Source organism: Synechococcus sp. PCC 6717, assembly GCF_022698185.1.
In the GTDB taxonomy this organism is placed as follows: domain Bacteria; phylum Cyanobacteriota; class Cyanobacteriia; order Thermosynechococcales; family Thermosynechococcaceae; genus Thermosynechococcus; species Thermosynechococcus lividus.
This window is the reverse complement of sequence record NZ_JAKLTV010000037.1, coordinates 1-20,724: the sequence shown is the minus strand read 5'-3', so window position 1 is coordinate 20,724 and position 20,724 is coordinate 1. Positions and strand designations below refer to the sequence as shown.

The 20,724-nt window shown below is 53.3% G+C and carries 14 protein-coding genes; 9 read left to right on the top strand and 5 right to left on the bottom strand.

Features of this window, described 5'->3' with window-relative positions; translation table 11 throughout:
- Positions 1 to 407: 407 nt before the first annotated feature.
- Together L5470_RS12010 and L5470_RS12005 are read left to right on the top strand one after the other, a co-directional pair.
- Positions 408 to 1,106, top strand: coding sequence for a response regulator transcription factor (locus L5470_RS12010; protein WP_499500109.1), 699 nt, complete (start codon positions 408 to 410; stop codon positions 1,104 to 1,106).
- A gap of 207 nt (positions 1,107 to 1,313) precedes the next feature.
- Positions 1,314 to 2,600, top strand: a complete 1,287-nt coding sequence (locus L5470_RS12005) for a homoserine dehydrogenase (RefSeq protein ID WP_448514313.1) — start codon at positions 1,314 to 1,316, stop codon at positions 2,598 to 2,600.
- On the opposite strand, the gene L5470_RS12000 is transcribed toward L5470_RS12005, so the two are convergent.
- Positions 2,597 to 3,337, bottom strand: a complete 741-nt coding sequence (locus tag L5470_RS12000) for a hypothetical protein (RefSeq protein ID WP_499500108.1) — start codon at positions 3,335 to 3,337, stop codon at positions 2,597 to 2,599. The two genes, L5470_RS12005 and L5470_RS12000, sit on opposite strands and share 4 nt — an antisense overlap.
- A 476-nt stretch (positions 3,338 to 3,813) precedes the next feature.
- Between L5470_RS12000 and carB the strand changes: the two genes are divergently transcribed.
- Both carB and L5470_RS11990 read left to right on the top strand, forming a co-directional pair.
- A complete protein-coding gene (gene carB / locus L5470_RS11995; protein WP_499500107.1) occupies positions 3,814 to 7,116 on the top strand; it encodes a carbamoyl-phosphate synthase large subunit in 3,303 nt (1,100 codons plus the stop codon).
- Positions 7,110 to 7,358 carry a DUF370 domain-containing protein gene (locus L5470_RS11990; protein WP_499500106.1) on the top strand — a complete coding sequence of 83 codons (249 nt, stop codon included), beginning with the start codon at positions 7,110 to 7,112 and terminating at the stop codon, positions 7,356 to 7,358. Before carB ends, L5470_RS11990 begins: the two co-directional genes overlap by 7 nt.
- Here the strand turns inward: L5470_RS11990 and L5470_RS11985 are convergent.
- Entirely contained in the window at positions 7,355 to 8,194 is an 840-nt protein-coding gene (locus L5470_RS11985; RefSeq protein ID WP_499500105.1) for a pentapeptide repeat-containing protein, read from the bottom strand. The two genes, L5470_RS11990 and L5470_RS11985, sit on opposite strands and share 4 nt — an antisense overlap.
- Before the next feature lie 129 nt (positions 8,195 to 8,323).
- Between L5470_RS11985 and ftsH3 the strand changes: the two genes are divergently transcribed.
- On the top strand, positions 8,324 to 10,162 hold the full coding sequence (gene ftsH3 / locus L5470_RS11980; protein ID WP_499500104.1) for an ATP-dependent zinc metalloprotease FtsH3: 1,839 nt from the start codon (positions 8,324 to 8,326) through the stop codon (positions 10,160 to 10,162).
- Positions 10,163 to 10,267: 105 nt separating this feature from the next.
- Here the strand turns inward: ftsH3 and L5470_RS11975 are convergent, their stop codons facing one another.
- Positions 10,268 to 11,206: a DnaJ C-terminal domain-containing protein gene (locus tag L5470_RS11975; protein ID WP_499500103.1), complete on the bottom strand. Its 939-nt coding sequence runs from the start codon at positions 11,204 to 11,206 to the stop codon at positions 10,268 to 10,270.
- A 113-nt stretch (positions 11,207 to 11,319) separates the two neighbouring features.
- On the opposite strand from L5470_RS11975, the gene L5470_RS11970 reads away from it, so the two are divergent.
- The 4 genes from L5470_RS11970 to L5470_RS11955 all read left to right on the top strand — a co-directional run bounded on the left by L5470_RS11970 (position 11,320) and on the right by L5470_RS11955 (position 15,711).
- Positions 11,320 to 12,438, top strand: a complete 1,119-nt coding sequence (locus tag L5470_RS11970; protein WP_499500102.1) for a histidinol-phosphate transaminase — start codon at positions 11,320 to 11,322, stop codon at positions 12,436 to 12,438.
- A gap of 88 nt (positions 12,439 to 12,526) precedes the next feature.
- Positions 12,527 to 13,780 (top strand): protein kinase domain-containing protein, encoded by a 1,254-nt coding sequence (locus L5470_RS11965; protein WP_499500101.1) that lies wholly within the window; start codon positions 12,527 to 12,529, stop codon positions 13,778 to 13,780.
- Positions 13,781 to 13,849: 69 nt separating this feature from the next.
- On the top strand, positions 13,850 to 14,080 hold the full coding sequence (gene psb35, locus L5470_RS11960; RefSeq protein ID WP_099799178.1) for a photosystem II assembly protein Psb35: 231 nt from the start codon (positions 13,850 to 13,852) through the stop codon (positions 14,078 to 14,080).
- Entirely contained in the window at positions 14,077 to 15,711 is a 1,635-nt protein-coding gene (locus L5470_RS11955) for a cyclic peptide export ABC transporter (protein ID WP_499500100.1), read from the top strand. Before psb35 ends, L5470_RS11955 begins: the two co-directional genes overlap by 4 nt.
- Here L5470_RS11955 and L5470_RS11950 read toward each other — a convergent pair.
- Together L5470_RS11950 and L5470_RS11945 are read right to left on the bottom strand one after the other, a co-directional pair.
- Complete coding sequence (locus L5470_RS11950) at positions 15,705 to 16,886, bottom strand: M20 family metallopeptidase (RefSeq protein ID WP_099799180.1); 1,182 nt, start codon at positions 16,884 to 16,886, stop codon at positions 15,705 to 15,707. The genes L5470_RS11955 and L5470_RS11950 overlap by 7 nt on opposite strands.
- 143 nt (positions 16,887 to 17,029) lie before the next feature.
- Complete coding sequence (locus L5470_RS11945) at positions 17,030 to 20,413, bottom strand: O-linked N-acetylglucosamine transferase family protein (RefSeq protein WP_499500099.1); 3,384 nt, start codon at positions 20,411 to 20,413, stop codon at positions 17,030 to 17,032.
- Positions 20,414 to 20,724 lie beyond the last annotated feature (311 nt).

Genomic DNA, 20,724 nt, shown 5'->3' with positions numbered 1-20,724 from the left:
CCTAGACACAGAGGGATAGCTTGGTAGCCCCGTACTTTAGTACAGGGAGGAAAAGCTACCTAGCAACTTTAGTTGCTCTGTGCTAATCTATACTTAATCGCCATCCTTGGTGAAAAACCCAATCGGCGACAGTTGTTACAAGTAAGCAGAACTTTGGGGCTTTGCCTCAAGGAACTGTGTAGGGGCGTCTTGACAACGCCTTTACGAGTTCGTTTATGGACTGCGTAAGAATCCCCCGACTTTAGTCGGTGGGAGTGTCAAATCAGGGAAACTCTCCAGGGATTTAATTTTTCTATAGTCTATTGTACACGGAACTGTGTAGGGGCGGTTTGCTCACGCCTTTACGAGTTCGTTTGTGGACTGCGTAAGAATCCCCCGACTTTAGTCGGTGGGAGTGTCAAAACCCTGTGGTGCCCGTGGAGCGCATCCTACTCTTAGAAGACGAAACCGAATTAGCGGAACCGTTAGGGCGAGTGCTACACCAAGAAGGGTATTGGGTTGACTTGGCCCATGATGGTACAACTGCCCACACCTATTGGCAAACTCAACGCCCCTACAGCCTGCTGATTTTAGATTGGATGGTGCCCCCGCCAACGGGGCTGGAACTCTGTACCCTGTTGCGCCAAGCAGGGGATGACACGCCCGTCCTTTTTCTGACGGCTCGTGACACCCTCGATGATCGGGTTTGTGGTCTCGATGCTGGTGCGGATGACTACTTGGTCAAACCTTTTGAATTGCGGGAGCTGCTGGCACGAGTGCGGGCACTACTACGGCGGCGACAAAGCACTCCGAGTACAGTGTTATGTTGGCAGGATTTACGGCTTGATCTCGACAATCGCCTTGCCTACCGTGGCCAACAGTGCGTTAGCCTCTCTGAAAAAGAGATGACCTTGCTGGCACTGTTCCTACAACACCCAACCGAGCTGCTGACCCATGAGTTTATTGCCAAGCAGTTGTGGCCGGGGCAACGGGTGGTGAATCGCAATCTGTTGGCAGCACAAATTCGCCTGCTCCGGCGTAAAATTGAGCACCCCGGTGAGCCTTCCCTGATCCAAACGATTTACGGTCAAGGCTACTGCCTCCGGCCTCTTGCCAGTGCCCAGTAAACCACCCTCAGCCTGTCAAGGCTATCCAGTCGGTCGATGAGCCTCAAGCGTCTTTGGCATAGGGTTCATTTCAACGTCAAACCGCTAGGGAATCGCAGTTGGGGGCGATCGCCACCACAGTCGAAGCTACAACGTCTTTACCCCAAAGCCGCTAGTGGCACCCTAGAATGGGGTATTGGAGACTGACGACACCATAGGATAAATGCCGTGACGTACCAAGTGGGTTTACTAGGGTTGGGAACAGTGGGGGGGGGCGTTGCCCAAATTCTCAGGGATCCCGCTGGACGGCACCCCTTGCTCCGGGAATTGGCGATCGCCCGAGTGGGGGTGCGAGATCTAGCCAAGCCCCGCGCAGTGGCCTTCGATCCCCAGTACCTGACCACCGACTTAGAGGCCATCGTCACCGATCCTGATATTGATATTGTGGTGGAGGTCTTGGGCGGCATTGAACCTGCCCGCTCCTTGATCCTCAAAGCCATTGCCAACGGTAAACATATTGTCACCGCCAACAAAGCCGTCATTGCTCGCCATGGCGCTGAAATTTTTGATGCCGCCAATGCCCAAGGGGTCTATGTGATGCTTGAAGCAGCCGTGGCTGGCGGCATTCCGGTCATTCAAGCCCTCAAACAAAGCCTTGGGGCAAACCGCATTCACACCATCACAGGGATTCTCAATGGCACCACTAACTATATCCTGACCCGAATGCAACAGGAGCAGGGAGACTTTGCACCCATTTTGGCGGATGCGCAGCGTCTGGGCTATGCAGAAGCCGATCCCAGCGCCGATATTGATGGTTTGGATGCGGCTGATAAAATTGCGATTTTGGCTAGCCTAGCCTTTGGCGGGCGAATTCCGCGGGATCAGGTCTATTGTGAGGGCATTCGCCAGATTACAGCAGCGGATATTGCCTACGCTGACAAATTAGGCTTTCGGATTAAACTACTGGCGATCGCCCACCAAGCCAGCGACCAGTCTCTTGAAGTGCGGGTACACCCTACCCTTGTTCCCCTAGACCATCCCCTAGCGGGAGTGAATGGCGTTTTTAATGCCATCCTCCTTGAGGCCACCCCCTTAGGCCAAGTGATGTTCTCCGGTCCAGGTGCCGGTGCCGGAGCAACGGCCAGTGCCGTCGTCGCGGATCTCATCAATATCGCTGCCCTGCTGCCCCAAGGTCGTGCCAGCCATCCTCTCCTCACCTGTCAGCACGAGCACACGGTGCCGCTGTTACCCATTGCCAAGGTCAACAGCCGCTTCTATGCCCGCGTCCATGCTCAGGATCACCCAGGCGTTCTCGGCAAATTGGGTACCTGTTTTGGGGCGCATAACGTTAGTCTTGAATCCCTCGTGCAAATTGGCGTGCACCATGAACTTGCAGAAATTGTCATTGTCACCCACCATGTTTGCGAGGGAGAATTCCGGCAGGCCATGGCTGAAATTAGTAGTATGCCCGACATTGAGGCCGTTCCCTCCATTGTGCGGGTTCTCGGCGGCTAGTTCGAGCTGGGTTGTCCTACGAGATCGTAGAGCAAGTGAGAGGGCATCCCCGCCGCAAGTAGCAGCCGTGGCAAGGTGGGCAGCACCCGGCAGGCATGGCGAATAAACCCATGAATCCATTGATCGAGAGTCTCCACCTCTGCTTCGCTGAGCGGCATCTCTGTACGGGCAGTCGGCAAACTTTGAAGAAGATTGTTAATATCCCAGAACATATCCACCCGAAGCTGGCTAAGCCACCCCTGCTGAGGCCGAGTCAACAGCCAATAGTTGTTAACAATCATCTTGCCAAGGTAGCGCGCTGTTATCTTAGTCACCAGTTGAAAGTACTGGCCATACTGCCGCAACGTTAACGCTTCAGTGGGTGCTGATATTGTAGTGGCTGGGCTCTCGGTCTCCTCGCGATCGCTGAAAAATGAAGCTAAATCGGCCACTACATCGGGTGAGACAGATAGGGCAGATAAGTCAACCCCTACTAAATTAAAAATTTTACGTTCAATATTTTTTAAGTGCTGAGTGTGATGCGGCTCATTAACTTTGATTTTTTGATGTAACTCAACAAGAAACTCTAATTCGTTTAATTGTGGATAGGTTAAAGAGTCCAAATTTATGTAACCCTCTAGGCGGTCTTCCGGTGACTCCATTGTGGTTGGGGGCTGATCCTGCAAACGAGATTGAACTGCTGGATGTTCAGCTAACAAACGGCGCACATAATAGCGGATGGTTGGGGACACATTCATAAGCTCTAAGCCTCATAGAAAAACCAAAGCAGTTCTTACGCTAATTCTCAGAACATAAAAATGAGCATAAAAATTCAATTAAGTATGAATGAATAACCTTTTGGTTATGTAATAAATAAGTAAGAGTGGTTTAGGCGTTACCTTTATGATAAAACTGACACCTATCTGTCTAGCAGCGCAAAGCAAGTAAACAAATTAGAAGATTAACGGACGATTAAATATATATTATTAGTAGCCTATCTGCCCTGACCAATACTATATACCTGTTATAGATACTGTCTGTGACAATCGTCAAGTGTCGATTGCTACAAACTGCTCCTTTGTGATGATCCCTTAACCGTAAAAGTGAATTAAATTCACCAATTGCATCAATAACTAAAGAAATACTAAAGATTTGCCACGATTTGCCGGCTGCTGTGGGAGGAAGGGGGAGTGTAGGATGGGAGAGGCGTTACTCTAAACATATTGGCTACGGTATGCCCCGTCGTACAGATATTTCTAAAATCCTGATTATTGGGTCTGGCCCCATTGTTATTGGTCAAGCCTGTGAGTTTGATTATTCCGGTACCCAAGCCTGCAAAGCACTACGGGAGGAAGGGTATCAGGTGGTTTTAATCAACTCCAATCCGGCGACGATCATGACGGATCCARAAACCGCCGATCGCACCTATATTGAACCGTTAACTCCAGAGATCGTTGAAAAAGTCATTGCGAGGGAGCGACCCGATGCCCTCTTGCCCACTATGGGCGGCCAAACTGCCTTGAACTTAGCGGTGACCTTGGCGAAGTCAGGGGTGCTGGATCGCTACGGTGTGGAATTAATTGGTGCCAAGCTGCCAGCAATTGAAATGGCAGAGGATCGCAAGCTCTTTAAGGAGGCGATGCAGCGCATTGGGGTGGGGGTGTGTCCCTCGGGTTTGGCCAATACCCTTGAAGAAGCTCGGGCGATCGCCCAGCAGATTGGCTGCTACCCCCTGATTATTCGCCCTGCCTTTACCCTCGGTGGCACGGGTGGTGGCATTGCCTACAACCAAGAAGAATTTGAAGAGATCGCGGTGGCGGGTCTCGATGCCAGCCCTGTATCCCAAATTTTGATTGAGCAGTCCCTCATTGGTTGGAAAGAGTACGAGCTAGAGGTCATGCGCGACATGGCTGACAACGTCGTGATCATCTGCTCCATTGAAAACCTTGATCCCATGGGGGTGCATACGGGCGACTCTATTACCGTTGCGCCCGCCCAAACCCTAACCGACAAGGAGTACCAGCGCTTACGGGATGCCTCTATCAAAATCATCCGCGAAATTGGCGTTGAAACGGGGGGATCAAATATTCAATTTGCCGTCAACCCAGAAACGGGGGATGTCATTGTCATTGAGATGAATCCGCGGGTATCGCGTTCCTCGGCACTGGCCTCCAAAGCGACTGGGTTCCCCATTGCTAAAATGGCCGCCAAGTTAGCCGTGGGCTACACGCTGCCGGAAATCCCCAATGACATTACCCAAAAAMCCCCCGCCAGTTTTGAACCGACCATTGACTATGTGGTTACCAAGATTCCACGGTTTGCCTTTGAAAAATTCCCAGGGGCGCAACCGGTTCTCACCACCCAAATGAAGTCGGTGGGGGAAGCCATGGCTATTGGTCGCACCTTTCAGGAATCGCTACAAAAAGCCCTGCGATCGCTGGAAACGGGTCGTGCAGGTTGGGGGTGCGATCGCCCCGAAAAATTGCCGAGCCTTGAGCAACTGCGGGGCAAGCTGCGAACCCCAAACCCTGATCGCATCTTTGCCATTCGCCATGCCTTTTTGCTGGGGATGACTGTTGAAGAGGTGTACGAACTCACGGCTATCGATCCGTGGTTTTTGCGTCAACTCCAAGGACTCCTAGAGACCGAAAAATTCCTCAAGCGTAGCAAGCTAGAACAGTTGAGCGCTGCGGAACTCTGGCGGATCAAGCAGCAGGGCTTCAGCGATGCTCAAATTGCCTACGCCACCAAAACCACTGACGATCAGGTGCGTGCCTATCGCGAATCCTTGGGCGTGGTGCCAGTGTATAAAACAGTGGATACCTGTGCTGCGGAGTTTGAAGCCTATACCCCTTACTATTACTCTACCTACGAGCAACCCACAGAGCGAATTAACCCTGATACAGGGGAACTAGAAGTACAGCCCCCTGAATCCGAAGTGCTGCCGCCACGCAAACCACGGGTGATGATTCTGGGATCAGGCCCGAACCGCATTGGCCAAGGGATTGAGTTTGACTATTGCTGCTGCCATGCCTCCTATGCCCTGCAGGCCGATGGCTATGAAACCATCATGGTGAACTCCAACCCAGAAACAGTCTCCACCGACTACGACACTAGCGATCGCCTCTACTTTGAACCCCTCACCAAGGAGGATGTGCTCAACATTATTGAGGTCGAGCGTCCCGTAGGCGTGATTATCCAGTTTGGTGGCCAAACCCCTCTAAAACTGGCACTGCCGCTGCAACAGTACCTCAACCAGCATGGCGAGGCACTGGGCACCAAAATTTGGGGCACCTCACCAGACTCCATTGATATTGCTGAAGACCGCGAACGGTTTGAAAAAATTCTGCGGGAACTGAATATTCCCCAGCCTCCCAACGGCACAGCTCGCAGCTACGATGAAGCCTTGGCCATTGCCCAGCGGATTAACTATCCAGTGGTTGTGCGCCCCAGCTACGTGCTTGGAGGGCGAGCCATGGAAATTGTCTATTCCGATGCTGAACTGGAGCGCTACATGACCGAGGCCGTGCAGGTGGAGCCTGAGCGCCCCATCCTCATTGACAAGTACCTCGAAAATGCCATTGAAGTGGATGTGGATGCCATTGCCGATGCCACAGGCACCGTGGTCATTGGCGGCGTGATGGAGCACATTGAGCAGGCGGGGATCCATTCCGGGGACTCCGCCTGTAGCTTACCCTCGCAATCCCTTAGCGCCACTGTCTTAGAGACAATTCGCACCTGGAGTATTGCCTTGGCCAAATCCCTGCATGTCATTGGCCTGATGAACTTGCAGTTAGCCGTCCAAGGCGAGCAGGTCTATATCCTTGAGGCGAACCCCCGCGCCTCGCGCACGGTTCCCTTTGTCTCGAAGGCGATCGGGGTGCCTTTGGCAAAGATTGCCGCGCGCTTGATGGCCGGCAAAACCCTGGCGGAGCTAAACATCCTCAGTGAAACGATTCCTGAGCATGTTGCTGTTAAGGAAGCTGTGCTCCCCTTTGAAAAATTTGCCGGCACTGACACCGTTCTGGGGCCTGAAATGCGCTCTACCGGCGAAGCGATGGGCATTGACGTTGATTTTGGCACAGCCTTTGCCAAGTCTCAGCTCTCGGCGCATCAAAAGTTGCCCTTAAAGGGTACGGTGTTTGTTTCCATGAGCGATCGCGACAAGGCTGCCATTGTGCCAGTGGTGCAGGAATTACAGTCCCTCGGTTTTCAGATTATTGCCACCGCAGGCACCCGGAATGCCCTGATGGCGGCTGGCCTCGAAAACATTGAACTCATCCTCAAGTTGCACGAGGGTCGCCCCCACGTTTTGGATGCCATTAAGAATGAGCAAATTTCCCTGATCCTAAACACGCCCTCTGGCGAAGAAGCTCGCGCCGATGGTCGCCTGATTCGTCGTACCGCCTTGGCCTACAAGATTCCCATTGTGACGACGATTGCTGGCGCCAAAGCCACGGTTGCGGCCATCAAAACTTTACAAACTTCAGAACTGGGGGTACGCGCCCTGCAAGATTATCATCCTGCCCGATGTTAAATGTTGGCTTTGGTAACTATGTGGCACCGGCTCGCGTCTTGGCGATCGTCAGCCCTGACTCAGCCCCCATCAAACGCTTAATTCTGGAAGCGCGGCAGCAGCATCACCTCATCGACACCACCCATGGGCGACGTACCCGTGCGGTGTTGATTTTAGACGGCTCGACAGTGGTCTTATCGGCGCTGCACCCGGAAACCCTAGCTGCCCGCTTGAGCCAGCCCCTCAAAGACACCCACCCCTAGGGATGTACATGGCCATCGGGCATAATGGCGCCACTGAGACGGGCACCCGTGAGCTTAACCAGCAACCGATTGCCTTGGCTCATTTTGGCGCCCCGTAAATCTGCCCCGCGCAGATCCGCACCGCTGAGATCCGCCCCAATCAAGTTGGCCTCTTGGAGATCTGCATAGCTGAGATCCGCTTGCAGCAAATTCGCTCGGAAGAGATTAGCATGGCGCAGGTTGGCACGGTGCAAAATCACTCGATGCAAAAATGCATCACTGAGGTCGGCATGGCTGAGGTTGGCATGGCTGAGGTTACGGCCTTCAAAGTCTTTTTCGCTGAGGTTGGCGCCCTGTAAGTTCACCCCCGACATATCCTTGTGGGGAGGCGTGGTGCGGGGTGGCTCCGGCGGCGGTGGCGCAGCGGTACGTTGGCGGCTGTAGGTGCCATAGGTATGGTTATGCGGCTGTGAGTAGCTACTGCCTGGCTGCTCCTGGGAGGTCTGATAGCTGCGATAGGCGTAGGGGTTGGACTGGTAGTAGGAACCACTGCGATGCTCCCGTGGAGGTGTGGTAGTTGTACCGGTTGACGTACTGGCTTGGCGATAGCTCTGTCGCTGGTTGGTGCGTCCACTGGTGTGGCTGCCGTATTTGTGGATGTGCTGCCGCAGTTGATCGCGAGCGTCGTTAATTTGCTTAATCTTTTCTTGGGCTTTTTCCACCAGACGGACGTTATCTTTGGGAATGCGATCGGGATGCCAAATAAACACGAGATCCCGATAGGCTCGATTCACGTCCTCTAGGGTTGCCCCCGGTTCTAACTCCAGTACCCGGTAACACGTCTCTAAATCGAGCATCCTTTGACGGCCTATCATGGATAGTGACAATTCTAACGGTGGGATTGCCCCCCTTGGGTTGAGAAAGAATGCGCTAATATTAACTTATGTAAAAACTCTTCATAATTTTGCATCGGAGGATGGCGATCGGTGAATAAACAATGGCGCAATGCGGGGTTATACGTTCTTTTAGCAATTGTGGTGCTGGCGTTGGCCACCGCCTTTTTTGATCGCCAGCCCACCATTAAGCAGACTTGGGCCTACAGTCAACTGATTCAAGAAGTCGAGAACAAGCAAGTTAGTAAAATCAGCATCAGTCCCGATCGCGCTCAGGCGCAAGCCATTACCCAAGACGGGACACGGGTGTTAGTCAACCTCCCCAACGATCCTCAGTTGCTGGATATCTTGGCCAGGAATAATGTGGATATTTCCGTCTTGCCCCAGAGCAATGATGGTTTCTGGTTCCGGGCGCTGAGTAGCCTGCTGGTGCCCATTGGCCTGTTGGTTCTATTGTTCTTCCTGTTGCGGCGCGCCCAGGCCGGTCCTGGGAACCAAGCGATGAACTTTGGTAAATCACGGGCACGGGTACAAATGGAGCCGCAAACCCAAGTCACCTTTAATGACGTGGCAGGCATTGACCAAGCCAAGCTGGAATTGGGGGAAGTGGTGGAGTTCCTCAAGTACGCCGATCGCTTCACGGAAGTGGGTGCCAAAATCCCCAAAGGGGTGCTGTTGGTGGGTCCCCCCGGAACCGGTAAAACGCTGCTGGCACGAGCTGTAGCCGGTGAAGCAGGGGTTCCCTTCTTTTCCATCTCTGGCTCTGAGTTTGTGGAAATGTTTGTCGGGGTGGGTGCCTCGCGGGTGCGGGATCTCTTTGAGCAGGCAAAGGCCAACGCTCCCTGCATTGTCTTTATTGATGAAATTGATGCCGTGGGTCGCCAGCGGGGTGCCGGTCTTGGCGGCGGTAACGATGAGCGTGAGCAAACCCTCAACCAACTGCTGACAGAAATGGATGGCTTTGAGGGCAATACTGGCATCATCATTATTGCGGCCACAAACCGCCCCGATGTCCTCGATGCTGCCCTGTTGCGCCCCGGTCGCTTCGATCGCCAAGTGGTTGTGGATCGCCCTGACTATAAAGGCCGTCTTGATATTCTCAAAGTCCATGCCCGTGGCAAAACCTTGGCCAAGGATGTGGATCTCGATAAAATTGCCCGCCGTACCCCTGGCTTTACGGGGGCTGATCTGTCCAATTTGCTGAACGAAGCCGCCATCCTTGCCGCTCGTCGTAATCTCACTGAAATTTCCATGGATGAGATTAACGATGCGATTGATCGGGTCCTGGCTGGGCCTGAGAAGAAAGATCGCGTCATGAGCGAGCGGCGCAAAACCCTTGTGGCTTACCACGAAGCGGGTCATGCCTTGGTGGGTGCCCTGATGCCAGATTACGACCCAGTGCAGAAAGTCAGCATCATCCCCCGTGGGCGTGCCGGTGGCTTAACGTGGTTCACCCCCAACGAAGATCAGATGGATTCTGGCCTCTATAGCCGCGCTTACCTGCAAAATCAGATGGCGGTTGCTTTGGGGGGGCGGATTGCTGAAGAGATTGTCTTTGGTGAAGACGAAGTGACCACTGGCGCGTCTAACGATTTGCAGCAAGTGGCACGGGTAGCTCGGCAAATGGTGACGCGCTTTGGCATGAGCGATCGCCTCGGTCCGGTGGCCTTGGGGCGGCAATCAGGCAATGTGTTCCTTGGCCGAGACATCATGGCGGAGCGGGATTTTTCAGAAGAAACCGCTGCAACCATTGACGATGAGGTGCGCAATTTGGTGGATCAAGCCTACCGGCGTGCTAAAGAGGTGCTGGTCAACAACCGTCATGTGCTGGATCAGATCGCCCAAGTCCTGATCGAAAAAGAAACCATCGATGCCGAGGAACTTCAGACTATCCTTGATCGCAATGACGTGAAAATGGCAGCCATCCCCTAGGGTGAAGGTCGTCTGAACTTTGTCAGTTAACCATGGTTTAAAGACTGCGTAATGGGGGGTTGACGTCAACCCCCTATTTTTTGGCACTCATTTTTGGGCACTCAATTAAGTGTTTGGCCAGTGAGCGCGGGGGTTAAACGTCCGCAGCGATCGCAATTTTTCGTAGAGGTCTTTTTCATCCCCACTCAAAGACTTCGGCGGGACAATTTKCACCTTGGCCAGTAAGTCGCCATGGGTGCCATCACTTTTGCGCCAGCCTTTGCCCCGCAAGCGCAGCGATTGCCCCGATCGTGTGCCCGCGGGAATATTTAACACCACATTCCCGCTAGGGGTGGGAACAGTTACCTGTGCGCCCAAGGCTGCCTCATCGGGGGCTAGGGGCAGATCCATCACCAGTTGATTCTCTTCAAAGCGAAAAAGGGGATGGGGGGCGACCTGTACAGTTAAGTAGAGATCGCCGCGCTGCTGCGTGTAGGGATTTGACCGACCTTTGCCCCGCAACCGTAGTTTAGTACCTGGCTTGATCCCAGCGGGAATGGTCACGGTGACTTTTTCACTGCCAATCTGAAAGGTTTTTTCACAGCCTTGAGCGGCCTCCTGAAAACTGATTTGGGCCTCTGCTTCCACATCGGCACTGGTGCTGCTAAAGCCAGAGGGATCAAAGCCACCCGACCAACCACTGGCGGTACCCGCAGTCGAAAATCGCCCGAGAAGTTCGTTGATAAACTCTTCAAAGTTGGCAAATTGACTGAAGTCGGCATCAAACCCACCCACATTGACATTGAAGCCACCGGCTCCTCCCCCGCCTGCCTGTTGCCAGTACTGGCCAAACTGGTCGTACTTACGGCGTTTTTCGGGATCCGAGAGGACTTCGTGCGCCTCGTTAATTTCTTTGAAGCGAGCTTCGGCGTCCTTATCACCGGGGTTGAGGTCGGGGTGATACTTGCGGGCAAGGCGACGAAATGCTTGCCGAATGTCAGCATCCGTGGCAGTTTTGCTGACCCCTAGAACTTGGTAGTAGTCTTTGAAGTCGGTACGAGCCATAGGATGATGCGCCTCTACAGTACAAGATGATCGTGTTGCTGAGTGCCCGCTCCCCAAGGGGACAAAAAACTGAGTGCTATTATAGGTGAATCAGTTCACCGCGTCTCAACGGCATGGCAACGTTTTTACGGCCAGAATTAGAGGCCATTAAAGCCTACTCTACCCCTCCCGAAGCCAGTAGTGGTACTCTGCCAGCGCAGGTGGACTACCTCGACACCAATGAATTTCCCCTCGATCTGCCCGCGCACCTCAAGGCAGCGCTTGCCCGGCAGTACGTTGAGGCAATGGCTAGCAATCGCTATCCCGATAGTAGCCACTGGCACCTCAAACAGGCGATCGCCACCTATGCGAGTGAGCACAGTAGCGTGCCGATTGTGCCCAATCAGATTGCGGTGGGGAATGGCTCTGATGAACTGATTCGCGCGTTACTGCTGGCAACGGCTTTAGGGAGCCATGGATCTATCGTAGTGGCAGAGCCGACGTTTTCAATATATGGGATTCTGGCTCAAAGCTTAGGGATTCCCGTCCACCGTGCCCAGCGGCATCCTGACACCTTTGCGGTAGAGATTGAAACGGCTGAGGCGCTCATTGCAACAGCCACTCCGCCGGTGCGAGTGCTCTTTATGCTGCAGCCAAACTCACCCACGGGGAATGCCTTAACCTCCACTGAGGTGGCATGGTTGCGGCAGGTGCCGACGGATATTTTAGTGGTGATTGATGAAGCCTATTTTGAATTTTCGGGGAAAACCCTACTGCCGGAACTGGCGGATCATCCCAATTGGCTGATTTTGCGCACGTTTTCTAAGGCGCTGCGCTTGGCGGCACATCGCGTGGGTTACGCGATCGCCGAGCCAACGGTGATTGCGGCGCTTGAAAAACTGCGGCTGCCCTACAACCTGCCCAGTATGTCTCAACTGGCCGCCTGCTTTGCCCTCGAACATCGCCACGAGCTACTGGCGGACATTCCGGCGGTGATTGCCGAGCGTGAGCGGCTTTACCGTCAACTGCAAACCTGCCCGCACCTGCGGGTCTGGCCTAGTGTCGCCAACTTTCTCTTTTTCCGCCTTAATGATCCGTCCCATACCCAACCCCTATGCCAAGCCTTAGAGCAGCAAGGAACCTTAGTGCGGGCGATCGCCAACGGCATTCGCGTTTCCATTGGAACGGAAGACGAAAATGAGCGATTTTGGCAGCGCCTGCAACACTATCTGTCTTCCCATGCCAAGGATTGATGGGGAGTTGCAAGTTATGACAGTTACTAGCTGTGCTCCCCTAAAATAGATTAGATTCAAGCTAGTTTGCTGTGGCTGCTGTTGTACCGTGATCATCCTGCACCTTCTTGATCCGTGGAAGCGAACGCCAATTAAAACCTGGCGATTTCCCATCAAGACCACCATTCGGATTGGCCGTGCCGCAGACAACGATGTCATTCTCAACGATATTCTCATCAGCCGTTATCACGCGGAACTGGGGTGCTACCGTGACCCTGAAAACTTAGGTCGTTGGTATCTGAAAAGCGTGGGGGCGATCGGCACCTTTGTGGATGGTCGCTTAGTGGATGAAAGCAAACTGGCCCACGGCAGCCTGATTCAGTTAGGTCCGACAGGGCCAATTCTGCAGTTTAACGAACAAACCTTTCGCCGCAGTACTGCCACTCTGAGTGAGTGCACCCATGCCGGCAATATGCCCGGAAACTTATTTTGTATTCACTGTGGAGAGCCGCTCAATATTCAGCGTACCGTTCGCAATTACCATATCTTGCGGCTGCTGGGGCAGGGGGGGATTGGCACCACCTACCTTGCCTGCGAGGCACGAGCTACCGGTGGATTTGGAACTAAAGTGCCTGAAGTGCGCGTGCTCAAGGAACTCAGGGCAGACATGGCAGATCATGAAAAAGCCCAAGAACTGTTTGAGCGGGAAGGACGCATTCTGCAAATGTTAGACCATGCCGGTATTCCCCGCTTTTATGATTTTTTTATTGAAAATGGCAAAAGCTATTTAGTCATGGAGCTGATCCATGGCCTAGACCTAGAGCGCTGGGTACTCCGCAATGGCACCGTTCCAGTCCCCCAAGCCATTCAGTGGATGATACAAACCTGTGGCGTGCTCGACTACCTCCACAATCAGGAGCCACCGGTTATCCACCGCGATCTCAAACCCAGTAACCTATTAGTGCGCTCTCGCGATAACCAGATTGTTCTCATTGATTTTGGGGCGGTGAAGGAACTTGGGCATTCTCCCGGTGGTACCCGCATTGCCGTGGAAGGGTATAGTGCGCCAGAACAAATGATGGGTCAACCGGTCGTGCAGTCCGATTTATTTGCCGTAGGAGCCACCCTCGCCTTCCTGCTGTTGGGGGATAGCCCCATTCGCTTTTACCGTCATTGCGAGGGGTTACACCGCTTGGATGTCAGCAATCGCCCAGAGATTCCCGAAGCCCTGAAACGGGTCATTCACCGGGCGACTGCGCCCCTGCTGCCAGACCGCTACCCCTCGGCGATCGCCCTCGCCCAAGCCCTCAAAGCCTGCTTAACCACACCAGAGACAAACATGCTGCCCATCGCTGAAAATTGACTCTCTCTTGCCTCCATCGTTGTATAGTGTTGTTCTACACAGAATCACCTTCAAGCTAGGGGAATCCACATGCAGTTATTGGCCACGGGTTTTACCGTCGGGGCTGGAAATTTTGTTCCGTTTTATGGAGTGCTCATTCTGGGATTGATTGCAGCGGTCAGTATTGGCTTGGTGGCATGGTACAACTCCAAGCGCCCGCCGGGCTGGGAAAATGCCGATCGCCCCAGGTTTATTCCCAAGCTAGATTTGGATAGCGATACCCCGCCTGCCGCAGCCCCTGAGGATGAAACTGACTCGTGAAGCTGTTTCGTATTCTGCTTCAGGCCGCATGGCCAACCGTCGCGGGAGCAGCTTTTGCTGGACTCCTCAACGGGGGGAGTACCGCCGGCCTCATTGCCCTGATTAATGCCACCCTCCAGGGAACCCCATCGTTACAACCGCTATTGCCGTGGGGGTTTATGGTGTTGGGGGGGCTTCTACTGCTGACTCACTTCGCCTCTCAGGTCTTGCTAGTGCGCGCAGCCCAACAAGCCGTCTATGAAATGCGCTTACTCCTTGGACGGCAAATTTTAGCCTCTCCCCTGCGCCAACTCGAAGCCATTGGCCAGCCGCAACTGCTAGCAACTCTTACAGAAGACGTAGATGCGGTCGCCCGATCGTTTTCAGTGTTGCCCAATCTCTTTAATGCCGTGGCGATTGTGTGTGGCTGTTTAATCTATATGGGTTGGTTGTCACCGCCCCTATTTTTTGCTCTAGTTGCTTTAATTGGCATTGGTGCAGGTAGCTACATGGTTCTGGCGGGAAAAGCCCGGCAGTTTCTCGAGCAAGCGCGCAGCGAACAGGATCGGCTGTTTCAGCATTTTCGTAGCCTCACCGAGGGGGTAAAAGAACTAAAGCTCAATCGGCGGCGACGGCTGGCATTTCTGCATCAAGAACTAGAACCCACCGCCCAGCAAACGCGACAGCAAAACCAATTAGGGTATATGGTCTTTGCCATTGCCGCCAGTTGGGGGCAGTTATTGCTCTTCGTCACCATTGGCTTCTTCCTGTTTACGTTGCCGCACCTGCTGGGAGCAACGCCGACGGTGCTCTCCGGCTATGTCCTAACTATTATTTACCTGATGCTGCCGATGCAGCAGGTGATTGATGCCATTCCTATTTTTAGTCGTGCCAGCGTTGCCCTCAAAAAAGTGGAATCTTTGCAACTGAGCTTGGGGGAACCACAGCAAGATCCTGATGCCAGTGCTGACTTCATGCCCTTGGGCTGGCAGAGGCTGCGCTTGCAAAACATTCGCCATCAGTACCGCGGCAGCCATGAGGATGAGCCAGTGACCTTTACCCTTGGCCCGCTCAGTCTAAAAGCACAGGCTGGCGAGCTAATTTTTATTGTGGGGGGCAATGGCAGTGGCAAATCTACCCTAGCCAAGATTATTACTGGCCTTTACGTGCCGGATCAAGGCGAGATCTGGGTGGATGATTATTGCCTGACTCCCAACGACTATGAATGGTATCGGCAGCACTTTAGCGCGGTCTTCAGTGACTTTTATTTATTTGATCGGCTCTTGGGCCTGGATTCTCCAGACCGCTTAGCAGTGGTGCCCTACTACCTCGATAAGTTACGCCTGAGTCATAAAGTCCGGCTTGAGGGCAATCGCTTTTCTACCACGTCCCTCTCTCAAGGCGAGCGCAAACGCCTCGGGCTACTGATGGCCTATCTCGACGATCGCCCCGCCTATCTCTTTGATGAATGGGCGGCGGATCAAGATCCCGTCTTTCGCGATATTTTTTACCGCCAACTGCTACCGGAGCTAAAGGCACAGGGCAAAACCGTATTTGTCATTAGCCATGACGATCGCTACTTTGATGTGGCTGACCAACTCCTGAAGCTAGACTACGGCCAACTGGTGCAGCACACTTGCCGCAATCAATAGGGAAGTTGCCAATAGCGGCAGATGGCATGGGCTAAGGTCATCACCCCCACGGGAATAGCTTGCTCATCTACATCAAACTCTGGGTGGTGCAAGGGATAGTTGGGGCGATCGCGAAAACCAACCCCAAGCCGAAACATTGCTCCCGGAGCGTGTTCAAGGTACAGTGCAAAATCCTCCGCCCCAAGGGACGGCTCCGGCAAAATGTGGACGTGAGCCGACCCTACCACATCAGTGGCGGCCTCCGCCAGTAGCTGCGACAGGTAAGGCGTATTTTCGACCCCCGGCACCCCTCGGCGATAGTGCAGCTTGTAGCGGGCACCGTAGGCATTACACACATTCGCCACAATCTGTTCAATCCACGTTGGCAGGTTGTTGCGAGTTTCAGGATGGAGCGATCGCACCGTTCCCTGCAACGTCACCTGATCGGCAATCACATTGGGGGCACGGCCGCCGTAAATTTTGCCAAAGGTGAGTACCACCGGCCGCAATGGGTTTTGAGTGCGGCTAATCGCCTGTTGCAGCGCACTGATCACCTGTGCCGCGATCCAAATTGCATCCACCGCTTCGTGGGGACGTGCTCCATGCCCCGACTCCCCTAAAATCGTCAACTCGAGATCATCAGCAGCAGCCGTAAGGGCACCATAGCGAACCGCCACCTCCCCAGCCGCAATACTAGGAAACACATGTAGGGAAAGAATGGCACTCACGTCCTTCATGACGCCATCGGCAATCATCCAACTTGCCCCTTGGGCAATTTCTTCCGCTGGCTGGAAAATAAAACGTACCGACCCGGGCAATTCATCTTTGAGAGCCGCCAAAACCATTGCTGTTCCTAAGCCAACGGTAGTGTGAACATCGTGACCACAGGCGTGCATCACCCCCGGATGCTTCGAGCTAAAGTCTAGGTTAGTGCGCTCCTGAATGGGCAGTGCATCCATATCCGTGCGCAGGGCAATGATACGGTCTTCACCGGTTGCGCCAGCCAGTTCCGCCACAACCCCCACACGCCCCACATTCTGCTGTATGGTCAAGCCCGCAGAAGACAGCACCCCTGCCACATAAGCTGCGGTTTGATGCTCTTCGCCACTGAGTTCTGGGTAGCGGTGCAGGTGTCGGCGAATGTCAATCAAGCGAGGCGTAAGACTAGCAGCCAATTGGCGAATGCGAGCAAGCATAGCGGGCACGACGGCAAGATATTCCTTTTCCTTAACATTGATATTCCTTTTCCTTAACATTATAGAAACTTAACATTATCAAAAAACACCGTAAAGCCCTGCACTTTAGGGCAGGGATGTAAGGCGCAAATTATTGTCTAAGGTCAGGCACCGACGTGATGGCCTAGCGGAACCACTAAATCGCCACTACGATAGCGGTTAACCATTGCTGTGAGAGCTTGCTCCATCTCACGGGCATGCTGCTGCGGATTCCACAGGGGAGCGCTACGCTTAGCTTGGCGGAGTTGCCAGCAGACATGGCGGCGTAGCTCCGGCTCAGTGCCCATACGGATTCCCCAGTTGACGTATTCCTCATCGCTGAGGGCAATTCCGTCCGTGACCCCAACATTTTTGAGAAAGGTGTAGGTATGGCGAGCCACAAACTGTTGCCCCACTTTCGTGACAATGGGCACTTCTAGCCATAGGGCTTCGAGGCTCATCGCACCACCCGTATAGGGATAAGTATCCAGCACCACATCCACATCGTAGAGATTCGCGCGGTGTACTTCGGGGACATCAGAGGTTAAAAAATGCAGCTTACTAAGGTCAAAGCCCTCGGCGGAGGCAACATCCCGACACCACTGCTCAAAGAGGGTACTGCTCTGATGGTATTTAATGACCAAGACAGCATTTTTGACCGCAGCAACAATCGCTAGCTGAAGTTTTAGCATCTCTGGTTGAATTTTGCTGGCACGCTGGGCACACAGAAACACAACAGTGTCATCGCCAAGGCCAAGGTGCTTACGGATACTAGTTTTATTAGCAACATCATAGCCATCCAACGATAAGTAGCAATGGGGGAGTCGCCACAGAGTTTCGGTGTACCACGCTTGGGCACCATCAGGGAGGATATAGGGATCAGCAATGAAGTAGTCCACTGTGGGGAGGCCAATGGCATCAAACCCCACCCATGTTGCTTGGACTGGCGCTGGTTTGAGGCTCAAGAGCTGAAAGGTAATATCGCTAGTGCAGCTATCGAGATCAATGAGTAGATCGATGCGATCCTCGTAAATTTGTTGGGCAATCTCACCAGCATTGATGTCACATTTGCGAAATTGAGTAAAGGTGGCCTCAAACCACTCAGCGAGGCGATCGGCCTTTGCGGTGCGAGACCAAGGGTTATAGGCAAACAGTTCAAACCGCCCTCGATCACACAAACGAATAAAGGCACGGATTTGATGGCTAGCGGGATGCTCAAAGAAACAACTACCAATAAAGCCAACCCTTATTTTGGAGGAGTTGCTAGGTAGAGTCTGTTGTGGCTGCGAGGGTTTATAGTACGGTTCAACAGGCAATAGGTAACGGCCATAATCGTGAAAAATACGATTGCGATCGTTGTAGATGGGTTTGATCTGGGCGGGTTGATCCACCTGATGACACAGATGAAAATAAGAAGCAATGGCATAGAAAATACTGCCAAAATCTATGGCCTGCTGTTGGGTCTGCTCCGCTAGGTAATGGTTGCTGTCTTGAGACCCCTCCAGCCATTCCTGATAGAGAGCCTTCACCGTTTGGGCATAGCTGAGATCGTACTTAAAGGTTTGCAACACATGGAGTTTCGCTGTCACACTCATGTCTTGGCGTAGGGGGGTGGCTGGAAAGTCAAAGAGCCGATTGGCGCAGTGCAAGGCTAACTCAGGTACTTTGCCTTTGGCACACACTCGCGAGAGAAACTCGTACAGCCCCCATTGTTTTGTAGCAAGCTCCAGATAAGGTTCAGCAAGACGAGAGGCAAATTTAGCGGGGTCATTATTGAGGTGCTCAAAGAGTAATGTTTCCAGCAGGGGGCGGAGTTCGGCATGGCCACTCAGCGCCTTGACAAACAAGGGAACTTCCGCAAGATCACTGTAGTTTTTGAGCAACGCCTTGATGCTAGCTATCAGGGTATCTGTGTCTGAGGGAGTTATCTCTAAAGGCTGAGAGAGTACGCCCAGGAGTTGACTGAGAAGATCTTGGATGTCAGGCTCTGGTAACCCAAGTTGTAAAGAACGATACAACAATTGCAGGCCGTTCCGAGGCGTGGCCGCAAATTCGTAGGCATAGCTGGTGAGCGCAAACTGCATGTCAATGGTCAATGAGGGTACTCCAGCTAGCTCTAGGAGGCAGTTCGCCCAATCTGTACTAATCTCTTCTTGCTCTGCGGCATCAAACTCACTCAGATACACCGACCAGAGAAGCTGGGCTTCGGCCTCTTGGGCTTGAAGAACATAGGCCGCCCCCTGATAGGCCAGCCAGCAGTGAGCAGTGGGAAACTGTTCACTGAGGGTGTCGCAGAGGGTGATGACCTCGGCATAGCGGCGCTGTTGGAGATAGTCACGGAGTCGTGCTTGCCAACGGGGCAAAGCAGCAATAGAGAGCGTTGGACTCACTAGAGACGTGAGAAATGCCTCCCACTCTTGGGCCCGTAGCGACCAGGTGCAATGTTGGTGGATATAGGTCACTTGGGCGCGGAGGTGGTCTTCGAGGGCTGGCCAGTGCTCGGGCTGGCTAAATCGGTCTAGGGCGCGATGCAAGGCGTGCCCATAGGCACTGAGGTAAGCAGCTGTATCTTGGGGATAGGGAATGAGGTCTGCAAAACCAGCGGTGGTTTCAGGCAAAGCCCCAAAGGCACTGGTAATGAGATAGCAGCCGCTAGCCATGGCTTCAAGCGCCGCAATGCAGGAGGTTTCGGCAAAGGTGTTGGGATAGGCCCAGATAGTGGTGGTTCGAAGGGCTTGAACGAGGTCGGGTTGGGGGAGTGAGCCAATGTAGTTGACCCCAGGCAACGCCTGACAGCGTTGATAGAGATCGGCATACTTATCATCCTCATCGGTCTGATGATAGACTTTCATGCTGGAATAGACGTTCAGCATAGCCGTTGGATGGGCAGCGTGAATTTGGGGCATCACCTCCAACAGCAGGTTCAGACCGCGGAACGGAGTGCTGGTGTAGGCAAGGGTGAGGTGTGGGGTTTTGTGGGCAAGAATGCTGTCGCTATCCGCAAATAGGTTTTCAAAGCAGGGGGCAATGGCATTGCGCAGGATAGTTATTTTGTTAGGGGGCAGTTGGAAGTGCTCGATGTAGGTTTGCCGTTGCCAGTCACTGATGAGGACAACGTGATCGTAAAGGGCTTGTTCTTGGGGGTCTCGGAGAGGGGCCACCGCCGGCTGATTGTAGGCGTGCTGAGTCCACAGCACTAAGCGGGTGGCGGGGGGAAGCATGGCGCGCAGATCCTGATTGCCAAAGCCACGGTTTAGGAGGATTGCCACCTCGGGGTTGAGGTACTCTAAAAATTCGGCTGTCAGTAATGAGAGGGGGAAATGGGGCACTCCCCGGACAATTTCGATGTGCGGCACATTGTTAAATTTAAATAACGAGATTTGATGCCCCCGCTGGCTCAGGTGATCTGCCAAATAGCAAAGGGCTGATTGGGATCCCCCTAAAGGGCGCTCGTAGGGGGTTTGTAGGGTATAGTCCCAAGAAATTGGATCAATAAACAGAATCCGCATATCGCTTATAGGAGTGATGTGGGCGGGCTAAAACCCCTCCGCTTTAGCGAGGGGATACAGCCAACTCAGGGGGCTTTAGCCCTCTCTATGTGTTAAACTATAGACGTGGAAAGTAGACGTATCAACTACGCGAAGAAACATCCTAGTACGGAGAAATCCCGGCACGTAAGTCACTACCGCTTTGGCGGCAAGCCTAAACCATTGCTTGCAGTGGTTTAGGCTTGCCGCCAAAGCGGTAGTGACTTACGTGCCGGGATTTCTCCGTACTAGGATGTTTCTTCGCGTAGTTGATACGTCTACTTTCCACGTCT